This window comes from Pseudomonas sp. NPDC087697 (genome assembly GCF_044743155.1).
In the GTDB taxonomy this organism is placed as follows: domain Bacteria; phylum Pseudomonadota; class Gammaproteobacteria; order Pseudomonadales; family Pseudomonadaceae; genus Aquipseudomonas.
Genome location: NZ_JBIUVW010000012.1, coordinates 31,624 through 45,578 on the forward strand (window position 1 = coordinate 31,624; position 13,955 = coordinate 45,578).

A 13,955-nucleotide genomic window follows, 5' to 3' on the forward strand; every position below is an offset into this window, starting at 1 on the left:
TTGCAGCCTTCCCCCGCGTAGGAGCTGCCGCAGGCTGCGATCTTTTTAGCGCCCTCAAAGGCGCCGAAGATCAAAAGATCGCAGCCTGCGGCAGCTCCTACTGGCTGTTAATGTTCATCCGCCGTAGGATCGCCGGATTGATGACCCGAGGTGCCTATGCTGATTCCCCACGACCAACTTGAAGTCGACACCCTGACCCGTCTGATCGAAGACTTCGTTACCCGTGACGGTACCGATAATGGCGACGAAACTCCGCTGGAAACCCGCGTACTGCGGGTCCGCCATGCGTTGAGCAAAGGTCAGGCGCTGATTGTGTTCGATCCGGAAAGCCAGCAATGCCAACTGATGCTCAAGCACGACGTGCCCAAGCACCTGTTTGACTGAGCAGCCATTTGACCGGGCGGCTATTTGACCGAGGGCTTCAGCTGCGTTTGTCGCGTACCCGTTTGGCCTGAATGCGCTCATAGACTTCGGCGCGATGCACATTGATGTTTTGCGGGGCTTCGACACCGAACCGAACGTTGCTTCCGTTCACGGCGAGGATGCGCACAGAGATGTTGTCGCCAATGGAGATCAATTCGCCCACGACGCGGCTGAGTACGAGCATGGCTCTAGTCCTTGAGGTTACCGGGCCTTGAAGATGACCGGCTGACGCCAGGTCTTCAATGCAACAGCGGCAAAACAGTCCTGCCCTACGCGGTAGAATGATTCCTCTTACAGACCCGCCCTGCATCGCAACGCCGATGGCTTAAGAGGCAGAAAAACGCGGGCCAAACAGAATGATGCTCGTGCCTAACACGCAGAATGCAACGCCCAGCCAGTCCGAGCTCAGCGGTCGAATCCGCTCCACAACACCGAGCCAGCCAATGGACGCGATGATGTAAATGCCACCGTAGGCTGCATAAGCGCGGCCCGCATAGGTCGATTCGACTTTAGTCAGCAAAATGGCGAACAGCGTCAAGCTGAGCAGCGCCGGCACGACCCACCAGGCGCTTTTGCCCTGCCGCAACCACATCCAGAAAGCGAAACAGCCGGCGATTTCGAACAGCGCCGCGAGGAAAAACCACAGGTAATTGAGCATGCACACATCTCGTCAGGGCTGCCAGATGCGGCAACCCTAACGACGCGGCCCGTTACTCGCAAGCTCACTGGCGCTTTGCCTGGCCTTGGCGCGCATCTTGTCGGCCATCACGGTCATCTCGTTGTAGAGCTGTTGCGGGTTCTTTTGTTTGATTGCCCAGGCCATACGGCCCTGTTCGTGGGGCAGGATCATGAACTCGCCTGCGGCAACATGCTGGTAGATGTAATCGGCGATATCGCTGGCGGTAATCGGCGAGCTTTCCAGCAACTTGCCGACCTGGGCTTTCATGGCCGGGGTCGGGCCACGGAAGGAATCCAGCAGGTTGGTCTGGAAGAACGACGGGCAGACCACATGCACACCGATTTCCTGCTGTGCCAGTTCAATCAGCAGGCTCTCGGACAGCGCCACTACACCGGCCTTGGCCACGTTGTAGTTGCTCATGGCCGGGCCTTGCATCAACGCGGCCATCGAGGCGATGTTGATGATCTTGCCTTTGCTCTTTTCCAGCAGCGGCAAGAAGGCCTTGCAGCCTTTGACCACGCCCATCAGGTTGATTGCAATCTGCCAATCCCAGTCTTCCAGCGACAGCTCACTGAAGAAACCGCCAGAGGCCACCCCGGCGTTGTTGACGATCACATCGATGCCGCCCAGCTTCTCTTCGCAGGCTTGTGCGAAAGCGGTCAGCTGGCTGTAGTCACGCACATCGCAACGCTGAATGAAGCCGTCACCGCCGGCCTCGCGGACCAGTTTGAGGGTTTCCTGCAGGCCCGGCTCGCTGACATCGGACAAGGCCAACTGCCAACCTTCACGAGCCCAGCGCAGAGCGATTTCGCGACCCAGGCCGGACCCGGCGCCAGTGATCATCATGCGATTTTGCATAGGGAGTTGCCTTGTTGTTCTGGGGAAGATGCTTCGCAGTGTAGCGAAGGATTTTCCTGCACCCATGACCATCAAATTGCTGAATGCCCCAGGCAAACCCTGACGGTTGAACCGTGCAGTTGAAAACCTGCCCAGCTAAACAAAAGAAATAAACCTGCGACAAAAAAGCAATAAAGAAACATTGAATCTTCTTTCACTCGCCAGAGTCGGAACTGTTAAGCCGCTCGGATTTATTGCAGTCGAGCCTGTCATTTAACTGCTGCGACTTTCCATAACACTCCAATAAGGAACTCGATATGGGCACCATTCTTCTCGTTATTTTGATCCTTTTGTTGATCGGTGGTTTACCGGTCTTTCCGCACTCCAGAAGTTGGGGTTATGGCCCGTCCGGCATACTCGGCGTGGTGGTGGTTGTGTTATTGATTCTGCTGTTGCTCGGCAGAATTTGATCGTCGACAATTCCAGCGGACAAAAAAAAAGAGGCCCTTATGGGCCTCGTTTTTTGCTGCAGCCTTACTTGTTCTGCATGCTTTCGGTTACACCCGCAGTGTTATCCAGCAAGCTCTTGGTCGCGGTTTGCAGGAACGCTTCCAGCTTGAGTTGCAGCTCAGCAGTACGCGGTGCATTCGGGATGACTTCAGCATGCGGGTTGGCACCCAGTTGGTATCGGTACATCTTCGGATCCATTTCCTTGGGCAGAATCAGGATCTGGTCAGCCGTGACGATGGCCGTGGTCTGCTCGGTGCCCGATGGCTTGATCACGCCAAAACCGGTGTCGCCTTGCGGCAGGTTGAGCAGGTCGCGGCCCCAGCACTGATGACGCACTTCACCACCGAGACGGCCCATGATGGTCGGCACGATATCAATCTGAGTGCCCACGGTGTGGTCACGCTGACCGAACTTTTCCTGGATGCCCGGTGCAATCATCAGCATCGGCACGTTGAAGCGGCCCAGGTCCATTTCGGTGATTTGACGCTCGTTGCCAAAACCATGGTCGCCCACGATGACAAACAGGGTTTCCTTGAAATACGGCTCTTTACGGGCCTTTTCAAAGAACTGCCCCAACGCCCAGTCGGCGTAACGCATGGCGGTCAAATGCTCGTTCAGGCTGCCACGGTCGGTGACTTTCTCGACTGGCAATGGCGTTGGCAACGCATACGGCGTGTGGTTGGACAGGGTTTGCAGCAGCGCATAGAACGGCTGGCCTTCGCGCGCCTTGAGTTCCTGCAGGCCACGGTCAAACATGTCCTGGTCGGACACGCCCCATGTCGGGTCGGAGAACACCGGGTTGACGTAGTCGTTACGCCCGATGAAGTTGGTCATGCCCTGGTTGCTGAAGAAGCCCGACTGGTTGTCCCAGGCAAAATCGCCGTTGTAGACATACACATCGTCGTATTTACGGGCGCTGAGCAACTGCGGCAGGCCGGACAACTTGTGGCTGCCTTCCGGGGTCTGCATCAGGTATTCGAAGCCCGGCAGGTTCGGGAAGCAGGCCATGGTGGCGAACATACCCTGGTGGGTGTGGGTGCCGTTGGAGAAGAAACGGTCGAACAGCAGGCCTTCTTTCGCCAGTTTGTCGAGGTTCGGTGTGATGTTGCCCGGCGCGCCCAGAGCACCTACCGAGTGACCGGCCATGCTTTCCATCAGGATCACAACGACGTTCTTGATCGGCAGGGTCTTGTCGGCCGGCGGTGTGTAGTCGCGGCGTACCGCAGCGATATCGGCGTCAACCAGCTTGTCGTCCGGCATCACCAGCATTTCGCGGACGATTTTCTGGGCTTCAGGCTGCTCCATAGTCGCCTTCCAGATGTTGTCGCGCTCTTCGGACATGCGGCTCTGCGCGGCGGCAACCAACTGCAACGTGCCGTTCAGGCCCAACTGGTTGGCGAAGTTCGAGTCGGTGGTGTAAACATCCCCCCAACGCAATGGTGGACCTTGGCGCAGGGTGCCACGGGCAGCCACGACGCAGATCAACAGGCAAACCACGAACACTGCAATGCGCGCGTACCACGGGGCCACCTGACGGGTGCCGATGGTGCCACCGCTGAACGGGCCGCGTGGACGGGTTGCACGGTCAGCGCCCTTGAACGCCAGGCTCAGCAGCCAGGTGCCAACGGCCCAGGCCAACAGATAACGTACTACCGGAAAACCGTACCAGAGCATGCTCATGACGGTTTTCGGGTCTTCCTTCACATACTGGAAGACCAGGCCGTTGAGGCGCTGGTGGAACTCGCGGTAGAAGTCCATTTCCATCAGGCCGAGGAACAGAGCGACGCTTGAGGCTATGGTCAGCCAGAAGCGAAACAGACCACGGGCAGCCATCGCCCGGACACTGAACAGGGCCAGCAACAGCGGAATGCAAAAGTAGACTACCAGACGCAGGTCGAAACGCAGGCCGTTGGCGAAGGCTTCGAGGAAGGTCGAAGCCGGTGTATTGAGGATCATCTCACGGTTGTAAACCAGCAGCGCAACGCGCAGCAGGGAGAGCATCACCATTATGACCAAGGCGCAGAGCAGCGTATAAGCCAGATGCGATTTGACGGTCGGTTGCAGCAAGCGATTCGAAGCTCGCTGCGGACTCAGGGCGTCCGGGTTTGCCATGTCGTTTTAGGACCCATTGGAAGTTGAAATTTCAAAGATATAGCTGCGCCCTGCCCTTTCACTGCAGTTTCTTGCAGGAAATGGCCGGGAGCGTGCGCGATGCGCAAATGTTGCACGATCACTCACGGCATTGCCATTCATTACTGGCAAGCGCCCCCCAAAGTCTGGCTTCCAGGGCTCTGGAACAAGCGTAAACAGAAGGTTGAGTGTGAAATCGATGCGGACGAATTGTCTTGGAGCGTTTGTAAAAATTTCGTACAACGCATATTTGGAAATACAAAAAAGGGCCTCGCGGCCCTTTTTAGTCAGCTCAGCTTAATCATTACTTGGCTTGTTCACCGCTTGCAGCACGTACTGCGGAAGAGCGAATGCGCCAATATGAATTTCCGGGTTGTAGTAGCGCGTGATAATGCCGCTGCCGGCAAAACGCTGACTCAGGGTTTCGCGCGACAGTTTGCGGTAAGACGTGTTGGTCGCGCCCCAGGCAAACGTCATGGCGCCGCCGATATAGGTCGGCACCGCGGCCTGATAGAAGTGCCAGTCCGGGAACAGGCTGCGCAGGCGCCCGGCGGTGGTTTTCACTTCTTCGATCTGCATGAACGGCGTGCCGTTCTGGGTCACCAGAATGCCGCCTTCGTTCAGGCAACGGCGGCAGGCCTGGTAGAAGTTCTCCGAGAACAGCACTTCACCCGGACCGATCGGGTCGGTCGAGTCGGAGATGATCACGTCGAATTTTTCCTGGGTGGTGGCGACGAAACGCATACCGTCGTCGATCACCAGGTTCAGGCGTGGGTCATCGAACGCACCCTTGGAGTGGTTCGGCAGGAACTCCTTGCACATGTCAACCACGGTGCCGTCGATTTCGACCATGGTGATGTGTTCGATGCTGCGGTGCTTGGCCACTTCACGCAGCATGCCGCCGTCGCCACCGCCGATGATCAGCACACGCTTGGCGGAACCGTGAGCAAGGATCGGCACATGGGTGAGCATCTCGTGGTAGATGAACTCGTCGGCTTCGGTGGTCTGGATCACACCGTCCAGCGCCATGACCCGGCCCATGCGCGGGTTCTCGAAAATCACCAGGTGCTGGTGCTCGGTGCGCACTTCGTGCAGCAGCTTTTCCATGCGAAAACGCTGGCCGTAGCCTTCGTAGAGGGTTTCCAGGTACTCGCTGGTCTTGGTGGTGCTCATGGGAAGTCCCCCGGTGAATGCTGGTGGCAACGGACGGTTACCCGCCCATGATGGACAATCGCAAACGCAGGGCAGGCGATTGACCAAGGAAAGGCGCGCATTCTACGACGCCGAACATGACAGGTCGAACCTTCGTCGAACAGAAGATATTCTGAAAGCTCAAAAGACCTGATGTGGGAGCGGGCTTGCTCGCGAAGGCGGCATCACATTCAGCATCAATATCGAATGTACCGGCCTCTTCGCGAGCAAGCCCGCTCCCACAGGTTCGGCGCTCCCACAAAGAAATGAGGTTCGCCTGTCAGAACCGCACATTACCTCGGGGCCCTGCAATCGCCCAAATAACCAGGCCCAGCACCGGCAGCAGCAGGATCAACAGCACCCAGATGATTTTCATCCCGGTTTCTGCGCTGCTTTTAAGCACGTTGATGATCGCCCAGATATCCAGCGCGAGGATGATCAGGCCAACCAGGCCATTGAAGGTGGAACCCATGGTGTCGCTCCCAGGAGAAGAATTTCCCCCTTAGGATAGTCGGGCCTGACGAGGGTTCTGCTTTATTACGTTTGGCGCAGTCATGGCCTTAAACGTGGATCGCCACTTTCAGCGCTTCCAGAGACGGCGCCGCGGCAATCCCGATTTGCGCACACAACTCCAGCACCCGCGGGACGTCGTTGCCATAGACCAGTACGGTCTGAATCTCGTCATCGAGCAGTTGGCTGAAGTTCATCAGCGTGTAACCACCGTTTTCCGGGGTCATGCTGCCCATCTGAATCTGAATGCGGTTGAGCGCGGTCAACGCTTCGGTCTTGGCCAGTTGCTTGGGTTTGATGTTGAACGTCACACCCGGGCCGAAAGACGCGACGATCTGCGCGAACAGGTCCATGTAGGTGTCGGCCTGGAACAGCACGGTTTCCGGCAGGCTGCCGACCACCACCCACTCACCCAGCGGAATCGGGAAAGTGTTGTCGTAGTTGATGTCCGGGTTGGCAGCCAGAAACGCTTCAGGATCGGCGTAAGCCTGGGCCGCTTCGTCGGCGATCTGCTGGATTTCCGCCTCGCTCATGCAGCCAGAGCTGATTTTGCTGATGAGTTCGATGAGTGCGGCTTTCATGGGCGGATCCTGTAGCGAGAGTAGTTTGAAGGCGCGAAGGATAGCGCATTCGCGAATAGATACCGAGTTGTAGCGAGGGGGCTTAGCCAGTACGCAATCCGTAGCAGCTGCCGAAGGCTGCGTTCGGCCGCGAAGCGGTCGCAAATTCGGCATCCACGGATAACTGGAAGACCACAGCGTTTGATTTTACGACGGCTACGCCGCCGAACGCAGGCTACGCCAGCTGCTACGGGTCATGCGGCGTGCCCCCCGCCTGCCCTGTGATCAGCCCAACAGTTTTTGCAGCTGTGCGGTGGTATCTGCCGCGCCCATGGTCTTGGCCGCGTCGAGAGCGCTGATGCCGTTGGCGTCCTTGGCCTTGGGATCGGCGCCTTTGCTGATCAGGTAGTCAACGATTGCGGTGCGGTTGAACATCGCGGCCATCATCAGCGCGGTGCGGCCATCAAAGGACGAACCTTCAACCTCGGCACCCCCTTCGACCAGCGCAGTGACCACTGCCAGATCACCTTTGAACGCGGCGCCGGCAATCGGGCTTTGGCCGTTGTCGTTGCGGATCTCTGGATCGGCCTTGTGCTCAAGCAGCACTTTCACCGCATCGACATGGCCGTGGTAAGCGGCAAGCATCAGCAAGGTGTCGCCCTTGTGGTTACGCAGGTTCGGCGGCAAGCCTTTGCTCAGCAGTGCGGCGAGCATCGCCGCGTCGCCATCGCGGGCCTTGTTGAATACCTGCTCGGCAAACTCCGCGGCTTCTTCCGGGGTCATCTGGCGGGATTTGTCTGACATTGGGGACTCCACATTCGGTCAATCGCAAAGCCGCTAGTTTCCTTAAGCGGCCTTACCCCTGTCACCCCTTTTTTCTCTCGTCCGGCCATAGCCAGAATCAATAACGGAACTTGCCGCCGTGGATATCCGCCAGCACCTGTTCGGTGATCTGCACGTAAGTGTCCGAGCCCGGCAGCCAGGCGTAGATCGGATCGTCGCCGGTTTTTCCCGGATCGAACGCTTCATCCTTGAGGCGGGTCTTCTGATACTTGAAGGTCCCGGTGGTCTCCATTTTCACTTTTACCCGTAAAAACAGCGGCACCGCATAGGCCGGCATTTGCTGGCGAGCGAAGCTCAGCAACTCACTGAAGTCCAGGGTCGCCAGGGATTCAGCCGGGGTAATCGCCGCCATGCCAGCGCGGCCATTGGTGTTGTTGATCTCCACGCCATAGGCCACGGCCTCGGCAATATTAGGGTGCTGCAAGAGGATGTTCTCGACTTCGGTGGTCGAGACGTTCTCGCCCTTCCAGCGGTAGGTATCGCCGAGACGGTCGACGAACTGCGCGTGACCGAAACCGATGTTGCGCAGCAAGTCACCGGTATTGAAGTAGCGATCGCCCTTCTCGAAGACATCGTGGAGCACGACCTTTTCGGTCTTCTGCGGATCGGTGTAACCGTCCAGCGGCGCCTTGTCGTCGATCTTCGCCAGCAACAGGCCTTGCTGGCCTTTGCCGACTTTTTGCATGAAACCCTTGCTGTTGCGGATCGGCGCACCGCTGTCGTGGGCGTATTCGACCAACTCCCAGGACATCAGCGAGAAACCGATGGTGTTGTCGAAATTGAGGATGTTGGTGAAACCGATGTTGCCGTCGCTGGCGGCGTACAACTCGCAGATGTGATTGACCCCGAAGCGCCGCTTGAATTCGCTCCAGACGCCGGGGCGCAAGCCGTTGCCGATCATCTTCACCACCGAGTTATCACGGTCGTCGGCGCTGGGCGGTTGATCGATCAAGTAACGGCACAACTCGCCAACGTAGCCGATGGTGCTGGCCTGGTACTTGCGCACGTCGCTCCAGAACTGACTGGCGCTGAACTTGCGGCGAATGGCAAAGCCCGACGCCCCGCAAATCGCCGAGCCCCAGCACACGCACAACCCCGTGGCGTGGTAGAGCGGCAAGGTGCAATAGACGACATCGTCGGGGCGCATATCCAAAGCGATCAAGCCAAAACTGGCGGAGGTCCGCATCCAGCGACCATGCTTGAACACCCCGGCTTTGGGCAACCCGGTCGTGCCGGAGGTGTAGATATAAAAACAAGGGTCGTCGAGATACACCTGCTGGCTGCTGGGCGGGTTGTCGGCCGGGCAATCGGCGCTGGCGCGCATCAGGTTGGTGAAGCCTGCGGGAGCTTCGCCGGGGTCACGGAAGGTGTCCTGATCGGCCACCCACCAGGTTTTCGCCGCATTGATTGCAACCTGCTCACGGATCGCCGAAAACGCTTCGACCAACTCCCCGCCCACCACGATTGCCACAGGGTCGACCAGGTTCACGCTGTGCACCAGCGCCTGTTGGGTTTGCGAGGTATTGAGCATCGCGCTGATCGCACCAACCTTGGCCACCGCCAGCACTGTGACCAGCAGTTCCGGGCGGTTTTCGATGAAGACCCCGACCACATCACCTTTGCCAATACCCTGGGCAATCAAATAGTGAGCGATGCGGTTGGCCCACTGGTTGACCTGTGCATAACTGAGTTTGACTGCACCCTGCAGCAGCGCCGGACCATTGGGGTTGCGTTGCGTCGCCTGCTCGAAGCTCCAACCGAGGCCACAGGGTTGATCCGGTTGTTTGACGTTAGCGACTTTGAGGCCCTTGACCACCCGTGGCAGGGCTTTGGTAATGGACGGCAACTTACGGAGCATCATGCCCCAGGTGATCATGTCGTTTGACGCGCTGCTCATGGTTGCTCCCGTTCGGCCCATGATTTCGAGCCTATTTTGTTATTGTCGGGCGAAAATGTAATCGGGGGTGTTCAGGCAACTTCATCCCTGTATGAGAGACGACAGATAACCTCTCGTTAGAGATTCAATAAAAGACCTGGAAAAGTTGGTGCAGGGCAAAAAGTACGCCCGCACTTATGTCGCTGTACACGCAGTTTTTGAAATGTTTTGTATCCGGGTCGATACTGCGGCGAGCACGCAAAATGCAGGATGCACGATGGCCATTCATGCAGAATGCACGATACCAAAAAAACGTATATTTGTTATATAGTTGATTTATAAGGTTTTTTATAAATAGCCGTACTGGCACAACCTGTGCACCTATCACTCCATGCTTGCCATTCAAGTGCAAACGGAGCTAATCGACATGAGCCTGATCCAGGAAAAATTTTCGTCCCTGTTCTCCAACTTCGACGTCACCACGCAGGCACGCCCTGACGGCGGCATTCTGCTGACGCTGAATAGCAGCGATGGCCGCGTGTTTAAACGCTCGATTTCCTACGCTCAATTACATGCCGGTGATCAACTGTCCTGGGTGATCAGTGCCATTCGCCGTGACATGGCCGAACAGGCCAGCGAACTGCCGCAGATTTCGATGCTGCAAAGTCAGCAGCGTTTCGCCCTGCCGACCTATCACACGTCGTAAGCACTCCATCGCCCAAACCTTTCAGGTCGTGCAAGCCTTGTGCTGCACGGCCTGAGTGCATTCTGAGCTCAGCTCAGCAAGCCCCGGTTGACTGCCTCGCCGACCGCTTGGGCGCGGTTGGTGACTTCGAGTTTGGAGTAGATATTGCCCAGGTGGAACTTCACCGTTGCCTCGGAAATGTCCCGAATCACACTGATTTCCCACACCGTTTTCCCGGCCTTGGCCCAGCGCAAAATCTCCAGTTCCTTTTCGCTCAATGGTTTGCCCACCGGATCCGGACGCTGTCGTTTAGGTATTTTCAACACGGGCGCGCCGGCCCGGTCTGGTGTTTTCATCCTCACCCCTCTCGCCAAGAGTCCGCACCATTGCCAAGCGCACAAGGCGCCTGGAGAAGCGAACAAACTTCAGGGCCGAAGAGTTACACAGGGACGAGATTAAACAAGTAAGGAAAACCACAAACAGGCATGGACGACTTATCAACAGGCAACTTCCTACACGTCCTACAGACGTACGTTGCCCGTGATGTTAGTCCCTGATGGAAAGACGGCTGACCGCACGTGTTGCAGTCAGCCGTTGTCACTCAGAAAGTAGCTGGATCGATCTGCGAGAAGCTGTTGACGTTCAGATGCCCGGCGAGTTCACCGCCTTCGCGTACCAGTCCGCAAGTGGCCATACCGGCCTCCCGGGCGGCATCCAGCTCCTCAACAATATCGGACAGAAACAGGATCTGCGAAGCCTCGCAGCCAATCGCCTGAGTAATGCGCTGATAGGACTGCGCCTCACGCTTGGGCCCCGAGGTGGTGTCGAAGTAGCCGCTGAACAGTGGCGTCAGGTCACCGGCCTCGGAGCAGCCGAAGATCAGCTTCTGGGCCTGGATCGAACCGGACGAGTAAACAAACAGTTGATAACCCGCCTGATGCCAGCGTTTCAGCGCGTCGACCGCGTCCGGGTAAACATGGCCCTTCAACTGCCCGGCCTGATACCCCTGCTCCCAGACCATCCCTTGCAGGGCCTTGAGCGGCGTGGCCTTGCGGTCTTCGGCAATCCAGCCCAGGAGGATTTCAATCACCCGTTCAACGTCAGCGCCAGGCTCGGCGCTGTCCTGGCGAACCGCGTCGATCTGCCGGGCAACGTCGGCCCGTTGAGCCTGCTGACGGACAAAGTCCGGCAAATGTCTGGCGGCGTAGGGAAACAGCACGTCGAACACAAAACTCACCGCGCTGGTGGTGCCTTCGATGTCGGTGAGAATGGCTTTGATGGTCATGCCCTCAGTCCTCAAGGCGCGGGAAGCGACTGGCGATATCTTCGCCGGTGAAATTGGCCACCCAGCCTTCGGGATTGTTGAACAGACGGATCGCCACGAAGTGCGGATGCTCACCCATGTCGAACCAGTGTGCCGTACCCGCCGGCACCGAAATCAGGTCGTTTTTCTCGCAGAGCACGGCGTACACGTAGTCGTCGATGTGCAAGGTAAACAGCCCACGGCCAGCGACGAAAAATCGTACTTCGTCTTCAGCGTGACGATGCTCATCGAGGAACTTTGCGCGCAGTTCGGCTTTTTGCGGGTGATCGCTGTTGAGGCTGACCACGTCGACGGTGATGTAACCGCGCTCGGTCATCAACTGGTCGATCTGCACCTGATAAGCCGCAATCACTTCTTCCTGACTGGCGCCCGGCTGGATCTTCGCCGCAGCTTGCCAACGGTCGAACCGCACACCTTTTTCGGCCAGGGTCGAGGCAATATCCTCGAAGTGGGTCAGGACCTTGTTTGGCAGGTCCGGGCTTGAAACGTGGTAAACGGACAGGCTGCTCATATTGGCAATTCCTCGTTAGCGGCGCTGCCGTCCGGCTTTTACAGACCGGTCAGGCAACGCGTTTCATCAGGCGATTGGCGACTTCAGGTGAAGTAAGCCTTAACGGTTAATCAACGCGCGCATTTTCAGCTCGCATTCGAACAGGAACTCAAACGCTTCGATCTGCCGCAGCGCATCGCTCATCTTCGGGCCCCAGGTGTAGAGGCCATGGCCGCGAATCAGATAACCGACACAGTCAGGGTGGCTGTCGAGCCATGGCTGCACTTTGGACGCCAGACGCTCGATGTCCTGATCGTTGTCGAAGATCGGTACGCGCACCTTGGACTCATGGGTCGAGATCCCGCTGAAGGCTTTTTGCAGTTCGTAGTCTTCAAACGTGATGACCGGACTCTGCAGCAGCCGCGACAACACCGTGGCATTGACCGAATGGGTGTGCAACACCGCACCGATGTCGGCCCGCCAATTATATAACTGGGTGTGCAACAGGGTTTCGGCAGACGGCTTCTTGCCAGGTTCCAGGCTATTGCCCGACAAATCCGTGGCCAGCACGTCATCGATCCCCAACTGACCTTTGTGTTTACCGGAAACGGTCAACAGGGCTTCGGTGGCCGACAGTCGCGTCGAATAGTTGCTGCTGGTGGCGGGCGACCAGCCACGGCCATACAAAAAACGCCCGGCGTCGATGATTTGCTGGGCGAGCTGTTCACGGGTAAGGCTCATGGCCTGTCCTCTTGCATACGTGTGGCAATGATAACGGCTGCAGCGAAAGCTGCGAGGCTGGCAATACTAAAGGTCAATGTAGCGCCCAGAGCATTCCAGCTGTAGCCGGAATACAACGCGCCCAACGCGCCGCCGGTGCCGGCCAGTGCAGCGTACAACGCCTGGCCCTGCCCTTGCTGGCGTGCGCCGAAGCTACGTTGCACGAAATGGATGGCAGCGGCGTGAAAGCTGCCGAAGGTCGCCGCGTGCAGAATCTGCGCAAACAGCAGCACCCACAAGAATTCGGCGAACGAGCCGAGCAGCAACCAGCGTAACGCCGCCAACAGGAAACTCGCCATCAACACCCGGCGCACCGAGAAGCGCACAAGGATCTTGCTCATGAGCAAAAACATCACGACTTCGGCGACCACCCCCAAGGCCCAGAGCATGCCGATCACGCCACGGCTATAACCCAGGCGTTCCAGGTGCAGGGTCAGAAAGGTGTAATACGGCCCGTGGCTCATCTGCATCAGTGCCACGCAGGCGTAAAACGCCAACACACCGGGACTGCGCAGCTGCTTGAGAAACCCTTCGCCCGTCAGCCGATTGCCTTGCGCCGGCTGGGCGTTCGGCACCCAGAAACTGCTAATGACTATCCCACCCATGATTACCACCAGCGTCACCGGGTAGATGTCCAGACTTAAGCCTTCGAACAGCCGCCCCAGCGCGACCACGGTGATGATGAAGCCGATCGATCCCCACAAGCGAATCTGGCTGTAGCGCGAAGTCTGGCCCTGTAAATGCGCCAGGGTGATGACCTCGAATTGCGGCAATACCGCGTGCCAGAAGAACGCATGCAACGCCATGACCATCGCCAGCCAGGCGTAGCTTTTGCTGACGAAGATCAGCGAAAAGGTCAGCAGCGTACAGATCGCGCCGAAGCGCACGATGGTCAGGCGCCGGCCGGTGTAGTCACCGAGCCAGCCCCAGATATTCGGCGCGACACAGCGCATCAGCATCGGGATCGCCACCAGTTCGCCAATGCGCGCGCTGGAAAAACCCAGGTGATCGAAATACAGCGCCAGGAACGGCGCGGTCGAACCGAGCAAGGCGAAATAGAACAGATAGAAGCTGGATAACCGCCAGTACGGAAGCGCCGCCACGGCCGTCAGACCAC

17 protein-coding genes are annotated in these 13,955 nt (G+C 57.9%); 3 read left to right on the forward strand and 14 right to left on the reverse strand.

Annotation, left to right across the window (positions count from 1 at the left end):
- The first annotated feature begins 156 nt into the window (after nt 1–156).
- On the forward strand, nt 157–384 hold the full coding sequence (locus ACIPIN_RS11410) for a YheU family protein (protein WP_019693006.1): 228 nt from the start codon (nt 157–159) through the stop codon (nt 382–384).
- A gap of 37 nt (nt 385–421) precedes the next feature.
- Here ACIPIN_RS11410 and csrA read toward each other — a convergent pair whose 3' ends face one another.
- From csrA to ACIPIN_RS11425, 3 genes are all read right to left on the reverse strand, one after another.
- Nucleotides 422–607 carry a carbon storage regulator CsrA gene (csrA, locus tag ACIPIN_RS11415; protein WP_401118493.1) on the reverse strand — a complete coding sequence of 62 codons (186 nt, stop codon included), beginning with the start codon at nt 605–607 and terminating at the stop codon, nt 422–424.
- Nucleotides 608–748: 141 nt separating this feature from the next.
- The gene (locus ACIPIN_RS11420; RefSeq protein WP_401118496.1) at nt 749–1,081 is read right to left on the reverse strand and encodes a YnfA family protein; all 333 of its coding nucleotides are present in this window, start codon (nt 1,079–1,081) and stop codon (nt 749–751) included.
- A 36-nt stretch (nt 1,082–1,117) separates the two neighbouring features.
- Complete coding sequence (locus ACIPIN_RS11425; protein WP_401118498.1) at nt 1,118–1,960, reverse strand: SDR family oxidoreductase; 843 nt, start codon at nt 1,958–1,960, stop codon at nt 1,118–1,120.
- Between the two features lie 296 nt (nt 1,961–2,256).
- On the opposite strand from ACIPIN_RS11425, the gene ACIPIN_RS11430 reads away from it, so the two are divergent.
- A complete protein-coding gene (locus ACIPIN_RS11430) occupies nt 2,257–2,409 on the forward strand; it encodes a DUF3309 family protein (protein ID WP_401118500.1) in 153 nt (50 codons plus the stop codon).
- Between the two features lie 64 nt (nt 2,410–2,473).
- On the opposite strand, the gene ACIPIN_RS11435 is transcribed toward ACIPIN_RS11430, so the two are convergent.
- The 6 genes from ACIPIN_RS11435 to ACIPIN_RS11460 all read right to left on the reverse strand — a co-directional run bounded on the left by ACIPIN_RS11435 (nt 2,474) and on the right by ACIPIN_RS11460 (nt 9,580).
- A complete protein-coding gene (locus ACIPIN_RS11435) occupies nt 2,474–4,561 on the reverse strand; it encodes an LTA synthase family protein (protein ID WP_401118502.1) in 2,088 nt (695 codons plus the stop codon).
- Between the two features lie 315 nt (nt 4,562–4,876).
- A complete protein-coding gene (speE, locus tag ACIPIN_RS11440) occupies nt 4,877–5,752 on the reverse strand; it encodes a polyamine aminopropyltransferase (RefSeq protein ID WP_401118505.1) in 876 nt (291 codons plus the stop codon).
- Between the two features lie 298 nt (nt 5,753–6,050).
- The gene (locus ACIPIN_RS11445) at nt 6,051–6,242 is read right to left on the reverse strand and encodes a PLDc N-terminal domain-containing protein (RefSeq protein ID WP_401118508.1); all 192 of its coding nucleotides are present in this window, start codon (nt 6,240–6,242) and stop codon (nt 6,051–6,053) included.
- A gap of 88 nt (nt 6,243–6,330) precedes the next feature.
- Nucleotides 6,331–6,861, reverse strand: coding sequence for a hypothetical protein (locus ACIPIN_RS11450; protein ID WP_401118511.1), 531 nt, complete (start codon nt 6,859–6,861; stop codon nt 6,331–6,333).
- Nucleotides 6,862–7,125: 264 nt separating this feature from the next.
- Entirely contained in the window at nt 7,126–7,644 is a 519-nt protein-coding gene (locus ACIPIN_RS11455; protein ID WP_401118514.1) for an ankyrin repeat domain-containing protein, read from the reverse strand.
- Between the two features lie 97 nt (nt 7,645–7,741).
- Nucleotides 7,742–9,580 (reverse strand): long-chain-acyl-CoA synthetase, encoded by a 1,839-nt coding sequence (locus ACIPIN_RS11460; protein ID WP_401118517.1) that lies wholly within the window; start codon nt 9,578–9,580, stop codon nt 7,742–7,744.
- A gap of 406 nt (nt 9,581–9,986) precedes the next feature.
- Here ACIPIN_RS11460 and ACIPIN_RS11465 point away from each other — a divergent pair, with 406 nt between their 5' ends.
- Complete coding sequence (locus ACIPIN_RS11465) at nt 9,987–10,265, forward strand: DUF3509 domain-containing protein (RefSeq protein WP_123426924.1); 279 nt, start codon at nt 9,987–9,989, stop codon at nt 10,263–10,265.
- 68 nt (nt 10,266–10,333) lie between these two features.
- Here ACIPIN_RS11465 and ACIPIN_RS11470 read toward each other — a convergent pair whose 3' ends face one another.
- The 5 genes from ACIPIN_RS11470 to ACIPIN_RS11490 form a co-directional block, all read right to left on the reverse strand.
- Complete coding sequence (locus ACIPIN_RS11470) at nt 10,334–10,600, reverse strand: helix-turn-helix transcriptional regulator (protein WP_123426923.1); 267 nt, start codon at nt 10,598–10,600, stop codon at nt 10,334–10,336.
- Between the two features lie 245 nt (nt 10,601–10,845).
- A complete protein-coding gene (mtnC, locus tag ACIPIN_RS11475) occupies nt 10,846–11,529 on the reverse strand; it encodes an acireductone synthase (protein WP_401118520.1) in 684 nt (227 codons plus the stop codon).
- Between the two features lie 4 nt (nt 11,530–11,533).
- Complete coding sequence (locus tag ACIPIN_RS11480; protein ID WP_401118523.1) at nt 11,534–12,079, reverse strand: 1,2-dihydroxy-3-keto-5-methylthiopentene dioxygenase; 546 nt, start codon at nt 12,077–12,079, stop codon at nt 11,534–11,536.
- Nucleotides 12,080–12,178: 99 nt separating this feature from the next.
- On the reverse strand, nt 12,179–12,799 hold the full coding sequence (locus ACIPIN_RS11485; RefSeq protein ID WP_401118526.1) for a methylthioribulose 1-phosphate dehydratase: 621 nt from the start codon (nt 12,797–12,799) through the stop codon (nt 12,179–12,181).
- Nucleotides 12,796–13,941, reverse strand: coding sequence for an MFS transporter (locus ACIPIN_RS11490; protein ID WP_401118529.1), 1,146 nt, complete (start codon nt 13,939–13,941; stop codon nt 12,796–12,798). The genes ACIPIN_RS11485 and ACIPIN_RS11490 overlap by 4 nt, the downstream gene beginning before the upstream one ends.
- Nucleotides 13,942–13,955: the final 14 nt, after the last annotated feature.

Coding starts and splice junctions, on each gene's coding strand:
- ACIPIN_RS11460 (WP_401118517.1), bottom strand. CDS start 9,580: ATGAGCAGCGCGTCAAACGACATGATCACCTGGGGCATGATGCTCCGT.
- ACIPIN_RS11430 (WP_401118500.1), top strand. CDS start 2,257: ATGGGCACCATTCTTCTCGTTATTTTGATCCTTTTGTTGATCGGTGGT.
- ACIPIN_RS11485 (WP_401118526.1), bottom strand. CDS start 12,799: ATGAGCCTTACCCGTGAACAGCTCGCCCAGCAAATCATCGACGCCGGG.
- ACIPIN_RS11410 (WP_019693006.1), top strand. CDS start 157: ATGCTGATTCCCCACGACCAACTTGAAGTCGACACCCTGACCCGTCTG.
- ACIPIN_RS11435 (WP_401118502.1), bottom strand. CDS start 4,561: ATGGCAAACCCGGACGCCCTGAGTCCGCAGCGAGCTTCGAATCGCTTG.
- ACIPIN_RS11455 (WP_401118514.1), bottom strand. CDS start 7,644: ATGTCAGACAAATCCCGCCAGATGACCCCGGAAGAAGCCGCGGAGTTT.
- speE (WP_401118505.1), bottom strand. CDS start 5,752: ATGAGCACCACCAAGACCAGCGAGTACCTGGAAACCCTCTACGAAGGC.
- mtnC (WP_401118520.1), bottom strand. CDS start 11,529: ATGACCATCAAAGCCATTCTCACCGACATCGAAGGCACCACCAGCGCG.
- ACIPIN_RS11450 (WP_401118511.1), bottom strand. CDS start 6,861: ATGAAAGCCGCACTCATCGAACTCATCAGCAAAATCAGCTCTGGCTGC.
- ACIPIN_RS11445 (WP_401118508.1), bottom strand. CDS start 6,242: ATGGGTTCCACCTTCAATGGCCTGGTTGGCCTGATCATCCTCGCGCTG.
- csrA (WP_401118493.1), bottom strand. CDS start 607: ATGCTCGTACTCAGCCGCGTCGTGGGCGAATTGATCTCCATTGGCGAC.
- ACIPIN_RS11420 (WP_401118496.1), bottom strand. CDS start 1,081: ATGCTCAATTACCTGTGGTTTTTCCTCGCGGCGCTGTTCGAAATCGCC.
- ACIPIN_RS11470 (WP_123426923.1), bottom strand. CDS start 10,600: ATGAAAACACCAGACCGGGCCGGCGCGCCCGTGTTGAAAATACCTAAA.
- ACIPIN_RS11480 (WP_401118523.1), bottom strand. CDS start 12,079: ATGAGCAGCCTGTCCGTTTACCACGTTTCAAGCCCGGACCTGCCAAAC.
- ACIPIN_RS11465 (WP_123426924.1), top strand. CDS start 9,987: ATGAGCCTGATCCAGGAAAAATTTTCGTCCCTGTTCTCCAACTTCGAC.
- ACIPIN_RS11425 (WP_401118498.1), bottom strand. CDS start 1,960: ATGCAAAATCGCATGATGATCACTGGCGCCGGGTCCGGCCTGGGTCGC.